The organism is Moraxella sp. CTOTU47724, assembly GCF_032014955.1.
Classification (GTDB): domain Bacteria; phylum Pseudomonadota; class Gammaproteobacteria; order Pseudomonadales; family Moraxellaceae; genus Faucicola; species Faucicola tetraodonis.
Map to the genome: position 1 here is coordinate 1 of NZ_DALZSV010000045.1, position 20681 is coordinate 20681.

15 protein-coding genes are annotated in these 20681 nt (G+C 44.7%); 7 read left to right on the top strand and 8 right to left on the bottom strand.

Going from position 1 to position 20681, the window contains the following annotated elements; genetic code table 11:
* Window position 1: 1 nt before the first annotated feature.
* The 3 genes from tkt to RTR63_RS08975 form a co-directional block, all read right to left on the bottom strand.
* Window positions 2–1999, bottom strand: a complete 1998-nt coding sequence (gene tkt, locus RTR63_RS08965) for a transketolase (protein ID WP_312523808.1) — start codon at window positions 1997–1999, stop codon at window positions 2–4.
* 190 nt (window positions 2000–2189) lie between these two features.
* On the bottom strand, window positions 2190–2888 hold the full coding sequence (gene murU, locus RTR63_RS08970; protein ID WP_312523810.1) for an N-acetylmuramate alpha-1-phosphate uridylyltransferase MurU: 699 nt from the start codon (window positions 2886–2888) through the stop codon (window positions 2190–2192).
* 6 nt (window positions 2889–2894) lie between these two features.
* Entirely contained in the window at window positions 2895–4052 is a 1158-nt protein-coding gene (locus tag RTR63_RS08975) for an aminoglycoside phosphotransferase family protein (protein WP_219331204.1), read from the bottom strand.
* Between the two features lie 165 nt (window positions 4053–4217).
* Here RTR63_RS08975 and RTR63_RS08980 point away from each other — a divergent pair, with 165 nt between their 5' ends.
* Both RTR63_RS08980 and RTR63_RS08985 read left to right on the top strand, forming a co-directional pair.
* Window positions 4218–7190, top strand: coding sequence for an LPS-assembly protein LptD (locus RTR63_RS08980; RefSeq protein ID WP_312523811.1), 2973 nt, complete (start codon window positions 4218–4220; stop codon window positions 7188–7190).
* Between the two features lie 236 nt (window positions 7191–7426).
* Complete coding sequence (locus RTR63_RS08985; RefSeq protein ID WP_312523812.1) at window positions 7427–9085, top strand: peptidylprolyl isomerase; 1659 nt, start codon at window positions 7427–7429, stop codon at window positions 9083–9085.
* A 59-nt stretch (window positions 9086–9144) separates the two neighbouring features.
* Here RTR63_RS08985 and pgeF read toward each other — a convergent pair whose 3' ends face one another.
* The 3 genes from pgeF to RTR63_RS09000 form a co-directional block, all read right to left on the bottom strand.
* Complete coding sequence (gene pgeF / locus RTR63_RS08990; protein WP_312523813.1) at window positions 9145–10053, bottom strand: peptidoglycan editing factor PgeF; 909 nt, start codon at window positions 10051–10053, stop codon at window positions 9145–9147.
* 82 nt (window positions 10054–10135) lie between these two features.
* Window positions 10136–11317: a 2-methylaconitate cis-trans isomerase PrpF gene (gene prpF / locus RTR63_RS08995; RefSeq protein ID WP_312523814.1), complete on the bottom strand. Its 1182-nt coding sequence runs from the start codon at window positions 11315–11317 to the stop codon at window positions 10136–10138.
* A gap of 142 nt (window positions 11318–11459) precedes the next feature.
* The gene (locus tag RTR63_RS09000) at window positions 11460–12497 is read right to left on the bottom strand and encodes a hypothetical protein (RefSeq protein WP_312523815.1); all 1038 of its coding nucleotides are present in this window, start codon (window positions 12495–12497) and stop codon (window positions 11460–11462) included.
* 148 nt (window positions 12498–12645) lie between these two features.
* Between RTR63_RS09000 and RTR63_RS09005 the strand changes: the two genes are divergently transcribed.
* Together RTR63_RS09005 and RTR63_RS09010 are read left to right on the top strand one after the other, a co-directional pair.
* On the top strand, window positions 12646–13533 hold the full coding sequence (locus RTR63_RS09005; protein ID WP_312523817.1) for a glycerophosphodiester phosphodiesterase: 888 nt from the start codon (window positions 12646–12648) through the stop codon (window positions 13531–13533).
* Between the two features lie 35 nt (window positions 13534–13568).
* Entirely contained in the window at window positions 13569–14024 is a 456-nt protein-coding gene (locus RTR63_RS09010; protein WP_312523818.1) for a DIP1984 family protein, read from the top strand.
* Between the two features lie 213 nt (window positions 14025–14237).
* Here RTR63_RS09010 and RTR63_RS09015 read toward each other — a convergent pair whose 3' ends face one another.
* Window positions 14238–14960: a ribonuclease HII gene (locus RTR63_RS09015; protein WP_312523820.1), complete on the bottom strand. Its 723-nt coding sequence runs from the start codon at window positions 14958–14960 to the stop codon at window positions 14238–14240.
* 68 nt (window positions 14961–15028) lie between these two features.
* Between RTR63_RS09015 and purD the strand changes: the two genes are divergently transcribed.
* Window positions 15029–16333 carry a phosphoribosylamine--glycine ligase gene (purD, locus tag RTR63_RS09020; RefSeq protein ID WP_312523822.1) on the top strand — a complete coding sequence of 435 codons (1305 nt, stop codon included), beginning with the start codon at window positions 15029–15031 and terminating at the stop codon, window positions 16331–16333.
* A gap of 173 nt (window positions 16334–16506) precedes the next feature.
* Window positions 16507–17916 carry an ABC1 kinase family protein gene (locus tag RTR63_RS09025; protein WP_312523825.1) on the top strand — a complete coding sequence of 470 codons (1410 nt, stop codon included), beginning with the start codon at window positions 16507–16509 and terminating at the stop codon, window positions 17914–17916.
* Window positions 17917–17992: 76 nt separating this feature from the next.
* Here the strand turns inward: RTR63_RS09025 and lpxB are convergent, their stop codons facing one another.
* Window positions 17993–19381, bottom strand: a complete 1389-nt coding sequence (gene lpxB / locus RTR63_RS09030) for a lipid-A-disaccharide synthase (protein WP_312523827.1) — start codon at window positions 19379–19381, stop codon at window positions 17993–17995.
* 329 nt (window positions 19382–19710) lie between these two features.
* Between lpxB and RTR63_RS09035 the strand changes: the two genes are divergently transcribed.
* A partial coding sequence (locus tag RTR63_RS09035) for a 3-deoxy-7-phosphoheptulonate synthase (protein WP_312523829.1) occupies window positions 19711–20681 on the top strand: 971 nt, incomplete at its 3' end.

Genomic DNA, 20681 nt, shown 5'->3' on the forward strand with positions numbered 1-20681 from the left:
CTTAAACAACCGCTTTCACGGCTTGAATGACCGCATCAGTGGTGATGTTAAAGTATGGGAACAAGTCTTTGGCAGGGGCAGACTCACCAAAGGTGGTCATACCCACGACTTTACCATCAAGCCCTACAAACTTGTACCAATAATCGATATGGCTGGCTTCAACCGCCACACGGGCACGCACTTGCGGTGGCAACACGCTGTCACGGTAGTTGATTTCTTGTTTGACAAACACTTCAGCACAGGGCATTGATACGACGCGCACGCCCAAACCTTCGGCAGTCAACTCAGTATAAGCATTCATGGCAAGCTCAATCTCTGAACCTGTAGCGATGATGATGGCACGTAGCTCACCTTGTTCTTTGGCTAGTACATAGCCACCTTTGGCAATATTGGCTACTTGCTCGATATCTCGCGCTTGGTGCGGTAGATTTTGACGGCTAAAAATCAGCGCGGATGGGGTTGATTTTGCTTTCAAGGCTTCTACCCATGCCACGGCTGACTCGACCGTATCACATGGTCGCCAAGTATGTAGATTTGGGGTGGCACGCAGACTTGACAACTGCTCAACAGGTTGGTGAGTGGGTCCATCTTCTCCCAGACCGATTGAATCGTGAGTATAAACGTTAATGACGCGTTGTTTCATCAAGGCAGACATACGCACTGCATTGCGCGCATATTCCATAAACATCAAGAACGTCGCCACATACGGAATAAACCCGCCATATAAGGCTATACCATTGGCAATCGCCGTCATACCAAATTCACGCACACCGTAGTGAATGTAGTTGCCTGCCGCATCATCTTCGAGCGCTTTGGCATTTTTGAACCAAGTCAGATTTGACCCTGCCAAATCAGCAGAGCCGCCCAGTAGCTCTGGCAATAATGGCTGTAAGGCATTGATTGAATTTTGGCTGGCTTTACGCGTTGCAATGTTTTCTGGGTTATCTTGACAAGCCTTGATAAATTCTTGGGCTTGTGTCTCAAAATTTGCTGGCAAGTCACCATTCACACGGCGAAGTAATTCACTGGCAAGCTCTGGGTAAGCGTCTTTATAAGCATCAAACTCACTTTCCCATGATTGCTGCAGCGCTTGACCTTTAACTGTGCAATCCCACCCTTCATAAATATCGTCTGGAAGTTCAAAGGCTTCGTGATCCCACTTGAGTGCTTGACGGGTAAGCAAGATTTCATCCGCGCCAAGGGGTGCGCCATGTGAGGCCTCCAAGCCTTGCTTATTGGGCGAACCTGCGCCAATCACGGTTTTACAGATAATGAGTGAGGGTTTATTTTTTTCAGCTATGGCATTTTGGGTCGCTTGGGTAATGGCATCGGTATCGTGACCGTCAATTTTTTGCACTTGCCAGCCATAAGCTTCAAAACGTTTTTGGGTGTCATCTGAGAACCAGCCTTCGACGTCACCATCAATCGAAATACCATTGTCATCATAGTATACAACCAATTTTCCCAGTTGCAGCGTACCGGCTAATGAGCAAACTTCATGGCTAATACCTTCCATCAAACAGCCATCACCTAAAAAGCAATAGGTTTGGTGGTCGATGACTTGGTGACCGTCTCGGTTAAATTGCGCGGCTAGGGTTTTTTCTGCAATCGCAAAACCTACAGCGTTGGCAATCCCTTGACCCAAGGGACCTGTGGTAGTTTCCACACCTGCGGTGTAGCCATATTCAGGGTGACCGGGGGTTTTAGAGTGCAATTGGCGGAAATTTTTGATATCCTCAATGCTAACGTCATATCCTGTCAAGTGCAGCAAAGCATACTGAAGCATTGAGCCATGACCATTTGAAAGCACAAAACGGTCGCGATTTAGCCAATTTGGGTCGGTTGGATTGTGCTTTAAAAACTTACGCCATAACACTTCAGCGATATCTGCCATGCCCATCGGCGCGCCTGGATGTCCAGAATTGGCTTTTTGCACCGCTTCAAAAGCTAGGGTACGGATGGCGTTGGCAAGACGACGTTCAGAAATTGGGGTGGTCATTGGCTTTCCTATATTACAGAATTAGTTACAGAATTAATTGCAGAATTAAATTTTGTCGTATGTAACATGCTAAAAATAAAACTGTGACAAATTTTATCACAGTTTTGGGTCATTTTTTTAGCTTTAACCGTTTAGTTTGCTCGGCTTTCAAATAAAAGCAAAATGGCAAAAGATGAAATTTTCTGTCAAATTACTTGTTAGCCGACAATTTTTGGTTCAAATTTTCTAAACGCTCAAGCGTGCCCACATCGACCCACGCATCGCTCAGCACATCCCCCATTACCACACCCGCTTGCATGGCTTGTTTGAGTAGTGGCGCTAGCGGCGCAGTCTCACCTGCCTTGACCGTATCCAATAATCTTGGTGACATCACGCTAATCCCTGCAAAAGTATATTTTGGTGTGCCATCTGCCTTGACCTTGCCATTTTCTAAGGCAAAATCACCCGTTGGGTTGTGCGTAGCTTGGTCGGTGAGTAGCAAATAAGCCTGCGAATCGTTTAGATTAAGATGGCTTAGCTGGGCAAAATTAAAAGGCGTCCACACATCCCCATTGACCAAAATAAATGGCTGGTCTTTTAATTTACCAGTAGCCAAAGCCATCTTGATACCGCCTGCTGTCTCAAGCGGTTCTTCTGGTTCAATCGACCAATGAATGGTGACACCGTATTGACTGCCATCCCCGATTGCATTTAGCAGTTTATCCGCAAGCCATGACACATTGATGGTGATATCAGTGATACCGGCTTGTTTGAGTGCTTTGATATGCCACACGATAAGCGGTTGCCCGCCGACTTCGACAAGTGGCTTTGGCGTGGTCAAAGTTAAAGGGCGCAGCCGAGTGCCTTTACCCGCGGATAAAATCATGGCTTGGGTGATGGTGGTTGTCATGGGGTTTTATCCTTGGATTTTTTGATGAAAAGCAGGTTCAACAACGGCTGTCATCCAATCAGCAAATTTATCAAAAGTATGATGCTCATCCCTTTGGCTGATAGCTTTTAGACAAGTTAATAAATTATTGAAAACTTTGGGCAGGTTGACCAAATAACGGTCTTTGCCATCTCGCTCGAACAAACGTACAAAGATTCCCAATACCTTGAGATGACGCTGCATACTCATGATATTAAAATCCACAGTAAACTCTGCCAAGCTTTTGTCAATTTGCGCCAATTGGTGATAATGAGCCAGATGCGTGTTGACCCATGTTTCATCATAATTGATATAGGCATCTCGCAGTAAAGACGCCAAATCATAGGTGTAGGCACCGATGACAGCATCTTGAAAATCAATCACGCCCAACTCATCGCTGTGATTTAATACCATCAAATTACGGCTGTGAAAATCACGGTGCACCACCACTTGAGGCTGCGCGATGACTTGCTGGATAATATCAGACTGCAAATCTTGCCACAGCGTCTCTAAGTCTGGGGTCATCGTCACGCCGATATAGGGTAAAAACCATTCGCTAAACAACCCCATTTCTCGGAGCAGTAGAGCATCGTCGTAACTTGGGATAACGGCTTTGGCGTCATTGATGCCAATCTTTTGAATCGCCAAAATTGCCTGCATTGCCTGCTGATAATAGCGCTCAGTTTTTGCCAGCTCGCCTGCATCCGTTAAATCCTTGGCAATGACATCGGCAAAATCCGTGTTTCCCAAATCCTCAAGGATGATAAAACCTTGCTGTTCATCCGTGGCAATCATTTTTGGCACATGCACATGACCTGCCATTAAGTTGTCCACGGCGATAAATTCTTTCACCGATTCTTTTTCTGGCGGCGCATCCATCACGATATAGTGTTGATTGTCGACGGTTAAGCGATGATAGCTGCGAAAGCTGGCATCGCCAGGTATTTTTTTATGCTGCAATGACTGGTTTGGAAAAACTTGGGTTAACCAAGTGTGCAGCTGTTGTTCACGTGACTGTTGCTTAAGTGGCTGTTGCTTAAGTGATTGTCGTTCAAGTGATTTTTGTTCAAGTGGCTCGGTATTTGATGGCGAAGCTGTGCTATCGCAAGGGTCTTGGTTAGCAAGTTGTGCGGCAGGATGGTTCATAACGTGGGCTTACTCAATAAAAATAAGTTATGCTACCGAAAATCTGCGTATCTCTCAAGTGGCGTCTAACATGTTTGCAATTTTAAACATCTTTTGCAATAGTATATTGATGACGCTAGTGATATGATGTGAAGGTTTTTATATTGCGTCTTTGGTAAATGTCTAATGAAAAAATCTGTGAAATTGTCGCCTATTTCGTCAACTTCTAATCGTTTAACTTCACATTCGTCTTTGCCAACCCAGCCTACATGCCTGCATCAATCATTACACCAAATTTATCGACATACCAATGTTTTAGCGATGACACTTGGCGCGATGTTCACTACTTTGTATTCAACCTCAGCGCTTGCGGTGTTGCCGACAGCAGCCGTTACGGAATCGACTGATACAGCGACAGCACAAAGCACAGCACCTCAAAACATTGACTCACAAAGTATTGAGGCACAAAGCACTGAATCACAAAGTACTGAAAAACAAAACCTTGATACCTCAGCTTCAACGCCGGATACTTATAGTAGTAGTGTCGCCACAGCAGACAGCGCCACGGCTGTCGATGTGACGACTAATCAAGGTATCACACCAATTAATGCGCCTGACATCAAACCAAACTCTGCGCGTACTCGTCCCAACTTTACCCCAAATCAACAGCAACAAGCCAGTCTAGATAAGCTCAAAACCTTTTATCAACCCAAAACCCCGCAAACCACGGACGATACTAGCGCCACGGTTGCTAATCCAAATTTGCTGAGCCCGCTCACGCCTAATAGTCAACCGTCAGGTGCTCAAGCAAACACGCAATCAAAAGCAGGGACCCGAAAAGACGCCATGTGTCATGGCAACTGGGTATATCCCACTTCGACCATCTATCAACAACAGGCATTAGCGGCAGCCGCTACCGACCAACCCAATAGCAGCTTCCCAATTTATGCGTCGGCTGACTATGGCTATTATGACAATGAAAATTATGCTGAATTGTCAGGTGATGTGCAAATCAACCAAGGTCGTCAGCAAATCTCTGCCGATAAAGTGGTCGTTAACGTGCAAGATGGCATTGCGGCCGCTCAAGGTAATGTTTTATTGGTGGATGCCGCGCAAAGTCCCCAATCGACAGACGGCAACCCACGTGTAAGCCTTAGAGATAGCCCAAAAGGGGGGCTGATTACCGTTGCCGATGAACTGGCATACCAAACGGATAGCACCAAAGCAACCGCCAAAGATGTGGCTTTTGCCAGCGTACCGCTACAAGCGTATGGTTATGCCAAACGGCTTAATAAAGTCGATGAAAGCCGCGTTGAAATTGACGATGTCATGTTTACCACCTGCGCGCCTGACAATCCGACTTGGCAAATCAATGCCAAAAACATCGATATCAATACCGACACGGGTCGCGGTGAAGCCTATAATGCCACGTTAAAAGTCAAAAATACCCCGGTATTGTACCTGCCGTATTTTAATTTTCCGATTGACGATCGCCGCACCAGTGGTTTTTTGTTACCACGCGGCGGCTTTAGTACGGAAGGGAGTTTCAATGTACAGTTACCTTATTACTTTAATCTAGCGCCAAATTACGATGCCACTGTCACGCCAACCATTTTTACTGACCGCAATCCCATGTTGACAGGTGAGTTCCGCTATCTGACAGAAAAATTTGGTTATGGTAGCTTGACAGGCTCTTATCTGCCAAACGACAAACAATATAATGATGAAGACCGTACCCGCTTTTATTATGATCATCATTGGCAGTCAAAAGATATCCCTAACCTGTCCATTGATGCGCTATATCAGTATGTCTCAGATCCTAAATTCTTAAACGATTTTGAGACCTTGGGTGACGAAACCGTTCAATTAAATTTACCGCGCCGCATTCAAGCCAATTATTACAATGACTATTTGACTGCGCTTGCCAAGATTGAAACCTTTCAAACACTGGATCGTAATTTAACCAATTCAGACAAAATCTTGGACAAAGACAAACCGTATGACCGTCTGCCGCAGTTATCGGTCAAATATCGTGTGCCTTGGGTGACCCAATTTGATTTGACGGGTATCAGCGATTTTGCCTATTTTAAACGCCCAATCGATGATGGCTCTGCGCCTGAGCAAAGCGGTGGTAGACTGTATAACAAACTCACTGCTGCCTACCCAATGACGCGAACTTGGGGATACGTGACCCCGTCAGTAAGTTTACAGCACCTTTATACCCAATTTGACCAAGAATCAGCCGATGCCAATGGACTGGATAAAAATAGCAAAAGCCAATCTATTTTTGTACCGCAGTTTAGTATTGATAGTGGCTTAAATTTCTTTAAAGCAGGCACCCCATTTGGTAAATTTGATGAATCCTTGGGCGGCTATCAGTTATTAAGCCCGCGCCTAAAATATGTGTACTCGCCCTATAAAGACCAGACTGACGTACCCAACTTTAATACCCGTTTGGCATCGCTCAATTTTTCGCAATTGTATGAAGATTCATGGTTTTTGGGATATGATCGCCTGCCCGACAACAACCATTTAACCCCTTCATTAAATTATCGCTATATTGATGGCAATGGTTTGACTCGATTGGATGCCAGCGTGGGTAAACAAATTTATTTGAGTGATATTCGGGTACATCTTGACAATACCGATGATGGGTTAAAAATTGACAATACCGGTACCGTCTTTGAAGTAAGCACCCAACCGCGTCAAGATTTTTGGGTAGATTTAGATGGCTCGGTTGATGACAACGCTGATTTAAACTATATCAACACCCAATTTCGTTATGCGCCAACTTTTAATAGCCTTTACAACTTAGGTTATGTCAAACGCAATAAGAGTAGATTTGGACAAAAAGCCCTCTCTGCTTTCACCGGCTCCGCTGTTTTGCCTGTTAATGATAATTGGCAGTTTTTAGGGGCTGTCCAATACGACAATGAGAAAAGTCGTTTTAGTGATGTGTTAGCGGGCTTTACTTATGATAGCTGTTGTTATGGCTTATCGATTTATGCTCGCCGTTATTATGATGAGTTAAGTGATAAAGACAGTGCTGACCACGCTATCATGGCAGAAATTAGCTTAAATGGGTTATCCAACAAAGGTGACGGTCGACTGGCTAGCTTGATGCGTAATCGGGTATTGGGTTATGACCCTAAATACTAAACGCCTTTTACGCAAAAAACTGCCTAAAACTTGAGGTTTTTTAGGATTTATTATGATACAGACATACGCTAGCAAATATTATTGTATAAAATGACCCAAACTTTACAACATCATTTAGCAACATCTAAGCCACTCGGTCAAAGACCCGTCATTTAAGCTAAATGGTTTTGCCACGATTTTTGAGTGATCAAATTTACTTTTTTTATTTTTTGGTTTTTATTTTAAGGATACATGCCATGAACCATGCTGTCATGCATAATTTACCCAATTTTCACCGCAACACCCTATCTGCTCTCACTAGCGCTTTGATATATGGCACCCTATTGGTTATGCCAACATTGAACGCGCAAGCCGTGACTGCAACAACAGCGGTTGCAACAGCTAAAACTAACACAACTAGCAGCAAAACGACGGTGGAATCTAGCAAAAAATCTAGTACCAAACCTGCAGCGCAAACCACAAGCAAATCAACCAAAGCTGTGACAGTAAACAAAACCACCAACGCTGCCAAATCAGTTGAAGCTAACACCAAAACCAGCGGCTCAAAAACTACCACGCAAAAAACAGCAAAAGCTGTCTCTAAACCTGCGCCCGTAGCATCAGAGGTCGCCAACTCATCAGCCAAGCCAACGCCTGTCGTCACTAGCAACTCGCAAGATCAGGTTATTGATGGCGTGATTGCCATTGTCAACGACACCCCTATTTTACGCAGCCAGTTAGATCGCGCGGTTGCTCAAGCTTCTGCACAGCTTCAAGCGCAAAACAAACCTGTACCACCCGCGCAGCAACTTTATCCGCAAGTATTGGATCAGCTAATTACTAAGCAAATCCAGCTTGATATCATCAAACGTCAAGGGCTGCAGGCTGAAGAGAACGCAGTGAATGCTGCGTTGACCAATTTGGCGCAACAAAATGGGGTCGCAAGCCTTGCTGAATTCCAGCAAAAACTTGACGCCCAGCGCGCAGGTAGTTACCAAGCATTGCGTCAAAAAGTCAGTGAAGACTTGACGATACAAACCTTGCAGCAGCAGCAACTTGCTAGCCGCATCAAAATCTCAGATCAAGATGTCGATAACTTCTTAAAATCACCAGAAAGCAACGCTTTAGAAAAATCACAATATCGCACCTTACATATTCGCGTGCCTTTTGAAGCCGATGCCACGGGTAAAACCAGCGACAAACAAAAAAAACAAGCGCTGACCGTAGCCACCCAAATTGCCAAAAATTTGCAAGCTGAGAATGCCAATATTGAGCAAATCATGACTGATGCGCAAACCAACTATAATGCGCAAATTCAAGGGGGCGATATGGGCTATCACGTCGCGGCAGAGTTACCGACAGAACTGTCAAAAAACATCACCGCCCTTGAAGTCGGGCAAGTCACCAACCCGATTGCCACGGCAGAAGGTTATAACGTGATTAAATTGGTCGATAAACGCGGCGGTCAACAAAAAATTATCGATCAATGGCATACCCGCCATATTTTAATCAGCCCATCAACTGCCCTACCCGCTGACATGGCGAAACAGCAGATCGACACTATCTATGAAAAACTGCGTCAAGGTGCGGACTTTGCTACCTTAGCGAGCACCTACTCGAAAGATCCAGGAAGCGCCAGCAACGGCGGCGATTTGGGCTGGGTCAGTGAAGGTGATATGGTACCAAGCTTTGAAGCAATGATGAAAAAAACGTCGGTAAATGACTATTCTGTGCCCTTTCAATCACAATTTGGCTGGCATATTCTTAAAATCGATGAAAAACGCCAGAAAGATGTGAGTGATGTCTATCGTAAAAACATGGCTCGTGAAATTCTATACCAACGTATGGCACCGCAAGCACTAGATGATTGGATGCAGGATTTAAGAGCGCAAGCTTACGTTAAAATTATGCAATAATTTAGCTTGCACAAAAAAGGCAGTATGATTGATTAACACACTGCCTTTTTTTATGAGAATTAATCCATGAAGATCAGCGTTGCCATTCTACCTGTTGCAGGTAGTTGATGCTGGGTTTGCCGACGATACGAATAAAATCGTGCATCACCATGGCTATCTAAACCACTTTTATGCACCTGATGAATGCCACAAGCCTTGAGCTGTAATTCTGCTATTGCAGGCAAATCGGCAAAATAATGACCGACCTTATCAGCATTTGGCTGAAACAACTGAGTAGCGACAACCTCAGATACGTTTAACACTGATAACACCGCATCTTTGACACGACTATCCACTTCATAGCTTGATTGTGCGATGCTAGCGCCTATCCAAGCTTGCCACCCACGAGTGACCTTGTGCATTTCAGCAGGCGCATTGTCCCCCGCTGCAAAATCAAACTGGTGTACCATTTTTTGCACCGTTTTTGCAATGATATCCTTGCTAAGACCTTGCCAGCCAGCATGAATCGCCGCTATCAGCTTGTTATCATCTGCTGCATCGGTGGCTATCATGACAGGTACACAATCTGCTGTCATAATCGCTAAGGCAACGTTAGGCAAACGAGTAATATGCGCATCAGCAGATATCGCTGCTGTGCCAATTTTATCGGTAACCTGATAAATATCATTACCATGAATTTGATTAAGCCAATGAATGCTGTTTATTGCGGGATGATAGTGTTGCAAGGATTGCAGCAAGTGCGCACGATTTTGATGCACCTGCATACTATCATCCCCTACATGCAAGCCTAAATTAAATTGACCATACATAGCATTCAAACTAGACTGCCCCACTGCATCATTGCTTGACTTGCTTGAATTACTTGACTTTCTTGGCAGGGACTCACAGCCAGATAGGGTTTGAACCACGGTTACCCCTTGGCTAGGTGCGTGCGTCAGTTCAATCCAGTGTGAGTTGTTATCTGTCATTATTGGGCTCTTAGGTATTGGGGACTTAGTTATTAGGCTCTTAGGTATTGGGCTATAAGTTGGCTTGTGAATGCTTTGTCGATTAAAACGCATCGCCCGGCACATACACCTCACCCACCATCAGACGGCGCGCTGAACGGCTCATAGACACTTTTTTGGCTTGCCATTTGCCATCCACTTGCGAGGACTCACCCCCGACCAGTAGCGTGCCTGATGGGTGACCAAAGCGTACTTCAGACAACGCTTTTCCACCGGCTGCTTGGTTGACTAGCGTACCTTTAATGGTCGCGGCGGTGCCAATCGCAACCGAGGCTGTACCCATCATGGCATGGTGCAGTTGACCCATGCTCATCGCGCGGGCAAGCAAATCAATATCGCCTGCCTTGACTGCTTTGCCACTAGAGGCGGTATAATCGGCTGGCGGTGCAACCCAAGCAATTTTTGGGGTATGCTGACGGGTTTGGGCTTCTGTTAACGCTGCAATCAGTCCCATTTTAACTGCGCCATGAGCACGGATTTTTTCAAGCTTCGCCAAAATTTCTTGGTTACTGTTGATGTCTTTTTGCAGCTCAGCGCCCGTAAAACCCAAGTCTTTGGCATTTAAAAAAATCGTTGGGATACCTGCATTGATCATCGTGACGTCAAATTCACCGATTTCAGGTACATTAAGTTTATCAATCAAGTTGCCGGTCGGGAACATATCGCCATCACTGTCCACAGGGTCAATAAATTCAATTTTGACTTCGGCTGCTGGGAAAGTCACACCATCTAGCTCAAAATCGCCCGTTTCTTGCACTTGACCATCGGTCATGGGTACATGCGCGATGATGGTTTTGCTGATATTCTGCTGCCAAATTCGGACTTCACAAATGCCATTTTGTGGCACTTTACTGGCATCTACTAAGCCATTGGCAATCGCAAATGAACCGACCGCCGCGGTTAAGTTACCACAGTTACCTGACCAATCAATCATCGCTTTATCAATGGCGACCTGACCGAATAAATAATTCACATCATGATCGGCAACGTCTGTTTTTGACAAAATCACCACTTTGGAGGTTGATGATGAGCCATTTCCCAAACCATCAATTTGCTTACCATACGGATCTGGACTACCAACCACCCGCAGTAAAAAATTATCTCGGGCTTCCCCTGGGGTTTGGCAGCGTTCAGGTAGGTCATCAAGCTTGAAAAAAGTACCTTTTGATGTACCACCGCGCATATAGGTAGCTTTAACAGCGATTTGTGGGGCAAAATGGGCCATGTTCATATCCTTATGGTGGCAGGCAGAGAATTGACGCATCAATTTGTTTTATGTTTAGTCACACTACTACATCAAAAAGATGCTAAAACAAATTGATGACTGGGTGATATACGTTAAACACGTCATTTATCAGTGGCTTACGTTAGTATTGCTCGTTTTTTTCTTCAATGGTTAATTTTACATTGGTGTCGGTTGGGACTTTTTCATGCGATATTGACTTGGTCGATTTGTCTGTACTTGTGCTAGCCGTTGTCTTAGTAGCGGTTGATTTGGTATCAGCATTTGAGGTGGTTGACTCAGATTTTTTCACCGATTTTTTATCCGCGCTATCTGATGCTGTGTTTTTCTTGTCTGATGTGGTGGTCACGTCAGTCTTGGTTTTTTCGCTGTCGTTTTTTTCACTGTTGGTTTTTGGTTTTTCTGGCGTTTGTTTCTTGACAGGTTTGGTCGTTGAATTTTGGCTGTTGTTGGCCGCGACACTGGGTTTGCTAGTCACAGGCGGTAGAACAGGTATCGCACCTGCCGAAGAACCGGCTAAGGGCGTATTAGATGGTTGGGTCAGCGTTTGCGCTAATGCCGAATTTGCCATAATCTCACCGACTAGCCCAATCACATCGTCGCCTGTTGTGCTATTGACTTGGTAATTGGTGCCGCTGGCTGATAACCCAAATCCAACAGGGTTTGCCACCAATGTGCTATTTTGCAGTTGATACCCACGCGACGCGATTTGCTCGGCGGCGACTGGCATTTTTAGACGGGTATAAATTTTATCGGCGTTATCGAGCTGCGCTTGAGGCATATTAAACGATACCGTCGCTTGGCATTTACCATTGCTACCATTCACGCTTTCTAGGTTAATGGCCACTTGCGACAAGCCATTTTGTAAGATAGTCATATCAACGATCGTACCTGCTTGCTGCTGGATGATGTCAGACTGTTTTTTGGCTTGCTGGTCGATGCGATTGACAAGATAACTGTGAATGACACTGGTTGCCTTGTCATTGTTACAAGCAATATCAGACGTTTCAATTGTCTTTTGCTCACTGCTTGCAGCACTGCCAGTTTGCTCGTCTTTTTGCTCATTGCGACTACATCCCACGACGGCTAAGGCAAAACACGCCAACAATAACGGCGTACGCATTTTTTTTGACAACGTATTTTGTGGGAAAATCATAGACATAAGGCACCTTTCACGCAGAATTTATTACCTTGTTATTATAAAGCAAAGTTTTGCAAATTGGCTAGTTGTTCACTATTATTTATAATAAAATTTAGTTGTAATAATTTTTAGTAGTCATAAAATTTTATTGTCTATTGCGAGCCATCGTATGCGCCATCCTAATCAAACGTATTATTTACTCGGTCATCGTGCTGCTCGGGCTGAACGGCTAGAGAACTGTCAAGACGGATTTGCCTACGTGCAGCAATTGCAAAAACATGGTAAGCAGCTTGATGGGGTTGAATTTGATATCCAAATGACCGCCGATGGCAAATTTGTGGTGGTACATGACGAAACTTTACATCGGCTTGCAAGACAACAATCGTGGATTGCTGATAAAACATGGGCGGAATTAGACGCCATTGTGCAATCGGACTATGGGCGTTTTTCCCAATGTTTTGAACTAGGGTTTTTAAAACATCACGTATTGTTGCTAGACGATTTACCTCCTTATCTACAACACTTTCGCCATATTGAACTGGAAATCAAAACCCATACTAAAACCCAGCCAGCCTTGTTGGTTAAAAATCTGCTTAGGCTATTATCTCAAGAAATATGGCAAGCTTTACCTATTACTTTGACCAGTTTTGATACCGATATTTTGTACCAAATTCAAAACCAACAGCAATTTTTAACGTTTCACTTTCAGACAGGATTATTACTTGAGCCTAAGACACTTGAGCCTAAGACACTTGAGCCCAAAGCCACGCTGGCAAGCCAAATTGCTTTTTTACCCACGCCTGATACAGCGGGTAAAAATTTAATATTACAAACCTTTAATCGCGCTTGTGCCTTAGGCTGTAGCCAAGTGGGCATTTATTATGCGCTTATTACCCCAACCCTGTTGGAAATTGCCAAAGTTTATGGCTTAACAGTCACCGCTTGGACGGTGAATGAGGTTGATGTGGCAAAGCGCTTGATTGAGATGGGCGTGGATTGTGTGATTACAGATTATCCTACCCAATTTTTAACCCAATTATACGATTTTAACGTTTAAATTGACCCACTAAATTGACCAATCAGGAGATAACTATGAAACTTGCAGAAGCTTTGTTACGACGTGCTGATATGCAAAAAAAACTCGCCAGCTTGAAAGCGCGCATTGCTGAAAATGTCAAAGTCCAAGATGGCGACACCCCAAGTGAAAACCCGAATGAACTGTTGCTGCAAGCCAATCAGGTCATGAGCGAGCTGTATGCGTTAATCGACCATATTCATCGCACCAATGCCATCGCTGTCATGCCCGATGGTGCAACCATGCTCAGCACTTTAGTCAAGCGTGATGAACTTGCCGAACGCCATCGCCTACTGCAAACCGCGATTGATAATGCTAAGACGGAAGGCGATCGTTATAGCTATCGAGAAATCAAATGGCAAAAAGTGATTGAACCGGTCAAACTGCAAAAACAAGCAGATGACATAGCGGTGAAACTCAGAAACTTAAATATCCAATTGCAAGCCGCTAATTGGCAGATTGATTTAGTATAAGGTAGTTTGAAAAAAGCCTACAATTTGCTATGATAGATTTGAACATACAGGGCGACTATCAGACCTTGTTTGGCGCGCTGTCCACCGAGAGGTTGAAAATAAATCGGGCACAGCTTGCAGGTCTGCGAGCAAGACCATCCTTTTACTCGTCATGCTCAGCACACCTTACTAGTTAAACTCGCTCACAAGGCGACTTTAGATCTGCACTCATTACTACCAGATATTGACTGTATGTTCACCTTTTTTGTCTAAAACCCTCTGTTTGATGGGGGCAAAACTTTTGCGATGCATGGGCAAAATACCGTAATGCTCTATCGCTTGGATATGGGCGGCGGTGGGATAGCCTTTATGCTGCTCAATGCCATAATCAGGATACAACTTTGACAACGCCACCATGTCTCGGTCACGCGTCACTTTGGCAATCACACTGGCGCCACTGATACACGCATGTTTGCCGTCCCCTTTCACAATCGCTTGCTCATGGGTAATTTGCTGATAATTGGGCAAGTCAAACAACACGGGCAGTTTATTGCCATCCACCATGACGCTAAAAGTCGCTGTTGGGTATTGCGCTAACATTTGCGCCATCACGCCTGCCACCGCTTGTTTCATCCCTAGTAATGTCGCTTGTAAAATGTTGAGCTGGTCTATTAAGCTGGCAGAAATTTTGACAACCTGATGCGCACTTGCCGTTTTTTCAATCAAGGAAAATAACGCTTCTCGTTTTTTCTCTGACAGTCTTTTGGAGTCAGTTAGCGCGCTTAGCGGATGATTGTGGCTAATACTCACACTATCAGCGGTGGGTAAATCAGTGCTTAGGCTATCTTCTTTGACAGATAAAATCGCCTTATCGAAGATGAGCGCACAAACCACCACATCGCCCAATAATGGCCCTCGCCCGACTTCATCTACGCCAATAATAAAATGCTTTGTCATTTAATTTAGTTCCCAAAATTTGTTACAATGCCTACCATACAGCTATTTTACATTTTTAAGGAAACAATATGAATATTTTAGTGATTGGCACAGGTGGACGTGAGCACGCATTGGCATGGCAATGCGCCAAAGATAGCAAAGTGAGCACGGTTTTTGTTGCCAACGGCAATGCGGGCACAGCGCTTGAACACAAACTACAAAATGTCGATTTAAACGTCAAAGACCATGCGGCGGTGATTCAATTTTGCCAAGACAATGACATTGCCTTTGTGCTGGTTGGTCCTGAAGCGCCACTTGTGGCAGGTATGGTCGATGACTTAACAAAAGCAGGTATCAAAGCTTGGGGACCCACGGCGTATTGCGCGCAGCTTGAAGGGTCAAAAGCCTTTGCCAAAGATTTTATGATAAAACACCATATCCCTACTGCCAAATACCAAACTTTTAGCGATGCCGAGCAAGCGATTGCTTATGTGAAAGCCGAAGGCGCGCCGATTGTCATCAAAGCCGATGGTTTAGCCGCAGGTAAAGGCGTGATTGTGGCGATGAGTGAACAAGAAGCCATTGACGCCATCAATGATATGTTATCGGGCAACAAATTTGGTGATGCGGGCAGCCGTGTGGTGATTGAGCAGTTCTTGCAAGGTGAAGAAGCCAGCTTCATCTGTATGATAGATGGCAACAATATCTTACCGATGGCAACCAGCCAAGATCACAAACGTATTGGCGAAGGTGATACCGGTGTTAATACAGGCGGGATGGGTGCTTACTCACCTGCCCCCGTGGTGACGCAGCAAGTACATGACAAGGTGATTGCCCGTGTGATTCAGCCAGTGGTCGATGCCATGAACGAAAATGGCACGCCTTATACGGGATTTTTGTACGCAGGCTTGATGATTGATGACCACAATGACCCCTATGTGATTGAGTTTAATTGCCGTTTTGGCGACCCAGAAACACAGCCCATTATGATGCGCCTAAAAGGCTCAATGGTTGACTTGATAGCATCAGGGTTGGATGGCAATCTTCCCAAACAAACTGAGTGGGATGAGCGTCCTGCCTTGGGTGTGGTACTGGCTAGCAAAGGTTATCCAGAAAGCGCGAGCAACGGCGATGTCATCCATGGGTTACCATCACTTGAGTCTCAGTATGGGCAAACGGATATGGATGTCAAAGTTTTCCACGCAGGTACCAAAGCGTTTGACAATGGTGAGATTGTCACCAATGGCGGACGCGTACTTTGCGTGACGGCACTTGGTGACGATATTTTGGATGCGCAAACCAAAGCCTTAGCAGTTTGTGGCGCTATTAGCTTTGATGGTATGCAATATCGCCGTGATATCGGTTGGCGCGCTATTCAATCTAGCGCCGAATAACCAACAACCAATAAGATGGCATTTAGACATCTAGCCACTATGTTACGTCAAGTGGTTACGCCAAGCGTTAATCCGCTTTATTAAAAATCGGTAACAACAATCAAAGCAAATCATGTGTTAAAATGATTTGCTTTTTATTTGGCTTTTTCTTTCAAAAACATTAGGCACCCTGTATGGCAAATCCGCAAAATTACGATAACCAACCGCTTGAACAGCTCAAAACCTCGGCGCTTGACCGTCGGTTATCGATTGCCAAAGCATCGCTCAATATCGGCAGACGATGGGCGACCAATAGCGCCTTTGGATTATTTAAGTCAAAGGAAGAAAAAGCGGTACAAAAACAAGCATTTATGCGTGAGCAAGCCCAGTATTTGGTGGATGAGCTGGGTAAACTTAAAGGCTCAGTGGTCAAAATCGGTCAAATGTTAGCCCTGTACGGTGAGCATTTTTTACCCTCTGAAATCACAGAAGCCTTACAAACCTTGAACAGCCAGACGACTGCTTTTTCATGGTCAATTATCGAATCAGCGCTACGAACCGAATTGGGTGATACCATCCATGAGTTTGATATCGACCATACCCCAATTGGCACCGCCTCACTCTCGCAAGTACATAGAGCAGTTCATAAAGCCACGGGCGAGCAAGTGGTGTTTAAGGTGCAATATCCTAATATCGCTGATGCCGTGGACAGTGATTTGGATTTGTTCCGCCAACTGCTTAAAGTCACCAATGTTGTCCCACAAACCCGCCAACTCGATGCGTGGTTTGAAGAAATTCGTGACCTGCTGCATCATGAAGTCAACTACCTCCTAGAAGCAGACACCACTGAGTTATTTTTTCAGCGTTTTGCTGGCGATAGTCGCTATGTGGTGCCGCGCATCCTCAAAGCTTATAGCACCGATAGGCTGCTATGTATGACCTATGAAGATGGCGTGTCGATTTTGGATGAGCAAATATTTGCGCTGCCCCAAGAAAGACGGAATGCGATTGGGCAGGCGTCGATTGAAATTATGCTGCGTGAGATTTTTGAATGGGGGGATATGCAGACCGACCCCAATTTTGGCAACTATCTGATTCGCCTTGCACAACAGCCTGATACACAGCTTGACCAATTGGTGTTATTGGACTTTGGCGCGATTCGTCAGTTTGATGACAATCTGCTACTCATCGCCCGTAATTTGCTGTTGGCAGGGGTTTTTCACGACCGTGGCAAAATGCGCCAAGCGATTGATCAAGCAGGCAAGCATTTTGAATTCTTTGCTAATCTTAGCGATTCGGTAAAAAATGATATGGTAGAGCTATGTTTGCTTGCCAGTGAACCCTTTAGTTTGCCAAGTCGTAATCCGACAATTCCACCCCATGCACTGGATGTACACGGCAATTATATTTGGGCGGAAAGTGATTTACATAACCGTGTCATTAAGCTTGCCAGCAAATCAGCAACCTCAAAATCCTTTAGCGTGCCGCCTAAAGAGCTGATGTTTATTAGCCGTAAATTCATCGGCGCTTATACCTTTATGACGGTGCTTGATGCCAGAACCAAAGCGCATGATTTGATGGCAACATTCACCTCAGAAGATTAGGCGTAAGTTTACTATCAATATCACCGTACCCAACTTGATAAAGCATCAAATTTTGCCTGGATTTTGCCTGAGATTTTTACTGCTTTTTCCACGTCAGCCAATGATCAATCACCGCATTGGCGGGGTCGATGTTGCTTTGTTCACGCAGCCATTCTGACGTTTGCCGCAAATCTCGCAGCTGCTCGTTATAATTTTTAACTTTTAATGATTGCTGTACCACACGGCAAATATTGTCTGGGTTGGCGTCTTCTTGTAGCAATTCTGGTACGATTTCTCGACCTGCCAAAATATTGGGTAGCGCTACGTAAGGAACCTTCACCATACGTTTTGCCAGCCAAAAGGTCATTTTATTGAGTGAATACACCACCACCATCGGTTTACCCAGTAGCATGGCTTCAAGCGTGGCGGTACCCGATGCAAGCAGCACCAAGTCTGACGCCGCCATCACCTGTTGGCTAAAATCCGCTTGTGTTTCATCACAGCTTACTGTCACATGATGGCGTACCTGCGCTGATTGGGCTTCTAGATATTGCTCTACGATAGTCAGTAGATGTTGGTTGACCGTTGGTACGATAAAGCATAGCTTATCATCCATAATCAACAGTTGATGAATCGCTTTAAGCATTTTTGGAAAAATCGCATCGATTTCACTGCGTCTTGAGCCTGGCATCACTGCAATGAGATGACTCATCTCAAGCTCGCCCATTTTGACAAAAAACTGATGATAGGTGGGATTATCCCAAATCAATTCACGGCGCAGCTCATCCATGGGCGTTGTAAACAAATTGTCATCCATGGTTTTGAGGAGTGAATGCCCGACACACACGGCGGGATGATCATGTTTTTGGTACACAGACAACTCAAACGGAAACAAACACAGCACCAAATTGGTCGCGCGTTTGATTTTCTCAATTCGCCCTTCCCGCCATGCCCATATCGATGGGCTGACATATTGCACACAATAAATACCCGCTGATTTTAACCGTTCGCCCAATCGTAAATTAAAATCAGGCGCATCAATGCCGACAAAAATATCGATGGCGTTTTGTTTAAACGCTGCCAAAATCTCATCACGTGCTTTAAACAAATCTGGCAAATGCTTGACCACTTCCACCAAGCCCATCACCGACAGACGAGACATGTCAATCACTGAGTTAAGTCCCTGTGCCTGCATCTGTGCGCCACCCACCCCCACCCACACAATGTCATCACGCAAATTATTCATCTGGCGCATGAAGTCTGCACCCAGCGCATCGCCTGAGACCTCGCCTGCTACGATACCAATGACAATCGGCTGAAATTTATTTTTAGCAACGTTTTGCAGCAAGTTCTCTCCACTGATGTTAGAAAAGCTCGCTTCGCTGACGTTAGAAAAGCTGGCTGCGCTTGGGTTAGCAATATCGGTTGCGAGTGTTGCGTTTGCAGCAAGGTCTGAAATGGTTTGTGCAGGGGCGTTAGCGTACATGGGATTAAACAGCCTTGTTTGGTTATCATTTTAAAAAAATATTTTAGGGGTAAACAGATGAAAAGTAAAACCATCAAAAAATTTAAATGACAGTTATTTGTTATTTTGTACTAGTATACTGATACAAGAGTTGTTATAATGTTGCTGTAGGATATGCAGATTACCCAAATATCCAAAAAAACTTTGACCAAACAGATTTTGAACATTGACAAAATATTTTATCAACTGCCAAACTAAAAGTAGGCTTTCATACTGACGCAAGTAATGACATTATAAATTTTTTGGTTTATAGTGATTTTTTAAATTTTTGCCAACAGCCTGTGAGAATTATGACAACTTTTGCCAAAACTGATATCGCTGATGTAGATAACGTGAATATTGAAGCAATTTTACCGCTAGTGACGCCTGCGGAATTAAAAAACGAACTACCATTGAGCCCCAAAGCTATCGAGACGGTGACCAAAGGTCGCGAAACCGTGCGTAATATTTTAGACGGTAAAGACAAACGTTTATTGATGGTGATTGGTCCCTGCTCGATTCATGACGTCAACGCTGCGCATGAATACGCCGATAAACTGTTGGCTTTATCCAAAGAAATTGAAGACAGTATTTATGTCGTGATGCGTGTGTACTTTGAAAAACCCCGTACCACGGTGGGATGGAAAGGCTTAATCAATGACCCAGACATGAATGATAGCTTTGATATCAATAAGGGCTTGCGTGTTGCGCGCAAACTGCTGCTTGATTTGAATGAAAAAGGCTTACCTTGTGCAACCGAAGCGCTTGATCCCAATACACCGCAGTATATCCAAGATTTAATCAGCTGGTCAGCGATTGGCGCACGTACCACTGAGAGTCAGACTCACCGCGAGATGTCTTCAGGTCTGTCTTGTCCAGTTGGCTTTAAGAACGGTACAGACGGCGGTATGACAGTGGCTGTCAATGCCATGCAAGCGGTGAAATCTGGTCATAGCTTTTTAGGTCTATCTGCCGATGGTCTGGTGTCGATTATCAAATCAAAAGGTAATCCATACGGTCATGTGGTGCTTCGTGGCGGTAATGGCAAACCCAACTATGATGCCACTGCCGTTGCCCAAGCGGAAAATGAACTTGCCAAAGGTAAAGTCTCAGGTAAAATCATGATTGACTCAAGCCATGCCAATTCAAATAAAGACCCTTACCTGCAACCGATGGTCATTCAAAATATCGCTGAGCAAATCAAACACGGTAATCGCTCGATTATTGGGATGATGGTTGAAAGTCATCTCAAAGGCGGTCGTCAAGATTTGACCGCGGATTT